Here is a 3,224-nt window from a genome sequence, read left to right as displayed (position 1 = left end):
ATTATTCTCCTCTTTTTATTGGACCAAAAGGTGAAGTAGCAACACAGTATGAAATGGATTGGATTGAGAAAATAGGGCTTTTAAAAGTTGACATACTTGGACTTAAAACATTATCAGTAATTGAGGATACAATCAAATTAGTTAAAAAAAGAAAAGGGATTGAAATAAATGACTTTCCGCTTGATGATAAAAAAACATATCAATTACTATCCAATGGTGAAACAGCAGGAGTATTTCAACTTGAAAGTAAAGGTATGCAAAGTTTATTAAGAGATATAAATGTAGAAAATTTTGAAGATATTATTGCGGTACTTGCTTTATATAGACCAGGACCTATGAAAAGTGGAATGGTTAAGGAATACATTGAAAGGAAAAAAGACCCGTCAAAAATAAAATATGACCATCCACTTCTTGAAACAATTTTGAAGCCCACTTATGGAGTTATTCTTTATCAAGAACAAGTTATGCAAATAGCAAATAAACTGGCAAATTTTACAATGGGAGAAGCAGACCATTTAAGAAAAGCAATGGGTAAAAAGATATCTTCTGAAATGGAGAAATTTAGAGAAAAATTCATTTTAGGAGCAAAAAAAAATGGAGTAAAAGAAGAAATAGCGGAGAAGATATTTGCTCAAATATCAAAATTTGCTGGTTATGGTTTTAACAGGTCTCATAGTGCCTGCTATGCTTTTATTGCATATCAAACAGCGTATTTGAAAAGTAATTTTCCTTTGGAATTCATTACATCTTTACTTAATAGTGAAATTGGCAACAGTGATAAAATAGAGGAATATATAAAAGAATGTGAGAGATATGATATATGGGTTCTACCACCTGATATATGTGAAAGTGATGGTGAGTTTAAAATTTTTGGTAATGATATAATTTTTGGACTTTCTGCTGTAAAAAATGTTGGTTCTGGTGCTATTAAATCAATAATTGAAAGCAGAAAAGAAGGCGATTTTAAATCATTATTTGATTTCTGCGAAAGAGTAAATTTAAGGGTAGTCAATAGAAAAGTAATAGAAAGTTTAATAAAAGCAGGGGCTTTTGATTATTTAGAAATACCAAGGTCTCATCTTTTTGCAATGATAGATGATGCGATTGAATATGGAACAAGAGTACAAAAGTCACAGGAGAAAGGAGAAATTGAAATATTTTCTACTCCTGTGACAATAAATTATACGAATAAAAAACTTATTTCTTCTTTGCCTGAATGGTCTGAATCAAAGCGATTGTCTTATGAAAAAGATATGTTAGGTGTTTATCTAACAGGCCATCCAGTTGAAAAATATCTGCCTTTATTAAAAGTATATTCATCTATTCCTATTTCTGACCTTCCAAAAGTTAATAATGGGGAAGTTATAATTGCAGGAATTTTGCAAGAATTAAAGAGAAATATAACAAAGAAAGGGGAAAGGATGGCATCTGGTGAACTTGAAGGAATTGATGGGAAAATAGAGGTTATTTTTTATCCCGAAACATTTAAAAAATACTCATCAGTTATAAGAACTAATAATATTGTATTTATAAAAGGGAAGGTTCAAAAAAGAGAAGATGATATCAAATTTATTGCAAACGAAGTTATTGACTTAGCAGAGGCAAAAGAAAAGTTCACAGGCACAATTGAAATTCAGATATGTCTGCCAGTTGAAGATAAGAAAATTAAAGAATTAAAGGAATTTATACAAAACAATAAAGGTAATTGTTCTGTTATTCTTACATTATATAAAGAAGATAATAAAAAAGTTAAAATAAAAGCAAATGGATATGGAATAAATCCTGAACCAGATATCTTGTTAAATTTAAAAAATTCATTTCCTGATTTCAAAATTAACTTTGGTAGATAAAAAGGATTTGAAAGGGGATAGAGGGGAATTTTTTCAATATCAGACCTTTGTGCCTAAAACAAAAATGGGACTTATTAATGTTTAGGAAAATTAAATGAAACCACCTATTGAACCAATTATATGGAAAGAAGAGCATCTTTATATAATTGACCAGAGGAAACTACCTTTAAAAGAGGAAATAATTGAGATAAAAAATATAAAAGATGTGTGGGAAAGCATAAAAAAACTAAAAATAAGGGGTGCTCCTGCAATAGGGTGTTTTGCTGGATTTGGAATTGCTTTATCTGCTATAAAATGTAGAGAAAAAACAAAAGAAAAATTTATTAAAAAAATAAAAAAAGATATTGAATATCTAAAAACATCAAGACCAACTGCTTATAACTTATTTTATTCTCTTGAAAGAATAGAGAAAATTTTAAATAAAAATAAAACAATTAATGAAATAAAAAAGGATATTGTTAACCAGGCAAAGAAGATACATAAGGAAGACCTTGAATGTTGTTATAAAATAGGTAATTATGGTTCTTCCTTTATAAATGATGGGATGAACATTCTTACACATTGTAATGCAGGTGGACTTGCAACAAGTGGATATGGAACTGCCCTTTCTCCTCTTTTTGTATCAAAAAAAAGAGGTAAAAAATTTCATGTTTATGTTGATGAAACAAGACCTGTACTTCAAGGAGCGAGGTTAACTACATGGGAACTGGAAAAGTTAAAAATCCCATATACCTTAATTTGTGATAATATGTCTGCTTTTCTAATGAAACAGGGGAAAATTGACATAATAATTGTTGGTGCAGATAGAATAACTTTAAATGGAGATACTGCCAATAAAATTGGGACATATAATCTTTCAGTTTTAGCAAGACATCATAAAGTGAAATTTTATATTGCTGCCCCGTTTTCTACATTTGATTTTTCCTTAAAAACAGGTAAGGATATACCAATTGAAGAAAGAGACCCTGATGAAATAAGAAAAATAAAGAAAATTTATATTGCTCCAAAAAATTGTCCTGTTTATAATCCATCTTTTGATATAACTCCGGGTGAATTTATTGATGGATTTATAACAGAAAAAGGCATACTACATCCCCCTTTTAAAAAGTAACCCTTAATAGTTCCAGAAAGCATTATGAAAGGTATAAAAAGACATCTCCCCCTTTTAAAGAAATCTTTAAAAAGTGATAAAATAACAATAAAGGATTAATAAGAATTTCTTTACATAAATTACAGCGAAATTGATGATGAAGAATATAAAGTGAGTGAAAACGACAAAAAATTAAATAAGGAGTTTTATGGAGGTTAATTAAATATGTTTAAACTTTGGAGTGAATTAAATCCAAAAGCAAAAAAAGAACTAAAGCCAGATTT

2 protein-coding genes are annotated in these 3,224 nt (G+C 29.0%); both read left to right on the top strand.

Annotated elements, in window-relative coordinates; translation table 11 throughout:
• On the top strand, positions 1-1,850 hold a 1,850-nt coding region (gene dnaE / locus PKV21_09790), incomplete at its 5' end, for a DNA polymerase III subunit alpha (GenBank protein ID HOM27777.1).
• A gap of 106 nt (positions 1,851-1,956) precedes the next feature.
• Positions 1,957-2,961, top strand: a complete 1,005-nt coding sequence (gene mtnA, locus PKV21_09785) for an S-methyl-5-thioribose-1-phosphate isomerase (GenBank protein ID HOM27776.1) — start codon at positions 1,957-1,959, stop codon at positions 2,959-2,961.
• Positions 2,962-3,224: the final 263 nt, after the last annotated feature.

Source organism: bacterium (genome assembly GCA_035371905.1).
GTDB lineage: Bacteria > Ratteibacteria > UBA8468 > B48-G9 > JAFGKM01 > JAMWDI01.
Note: the sequence above shows the minus strand (reverse complement) of the source record. Positions and strands in the feature narration are given on the sequence as shown.